This is a genomic window from Pseudophaeobacter profundi (assembly GCF_029697505.1).
Classification (GTDB): Bacteria; Pseudomonadota; Alphaproteobacteria; order Rhodobacterales; family Rhodobacteraceae; genus Pseudophaeobacter; species Pseudophaeobacter profundi.
In genome coordinates, this window is sequence record NZ_JARJEF010000197.1 from 1 (window position 1) to 279 (window position 279).

Here is a 279-nt window from a genome sequence, read left to right on the forward strand (position 1 = left end):
GTTTTGACGTGGTGTTGACCACCGTCAACCCGGAGCCTGACATCGTATCCGTGTCCTTCGACGCGGAGTCGTCCATCGAGAACGTCATCGACCCTTTGTTGTTGCAACTCAGGCCCGTCGCCGATCTCAAGGTCAAGTCTCAGTGGCTGTACTTTGTCGATATCGGAGTGGAGCCGAAGAAAGAGCAAGAACGTTATATCGTGACCCCCGATAAAATCCCACATATAATCTCCCCTCTGGAGAAGAAGCTGGGGTCCGGGGTGTCCAAGTGTCCGTGTC

The 279-nt window shown here is 54.1% G+C and carries 1 protein-coding gene; it reads left to right on the forward strand.

The features are described from left to right. Positions 1-14: 14 nt before the first annotated feature. Positions 15-279, forward strand: a 265-nt coding sequence (locus tag P2081_RS20730) for a hypothetical protein (protein ID WP_278924675.1), incomplete at its 3' end; no start/stop codon positions are given.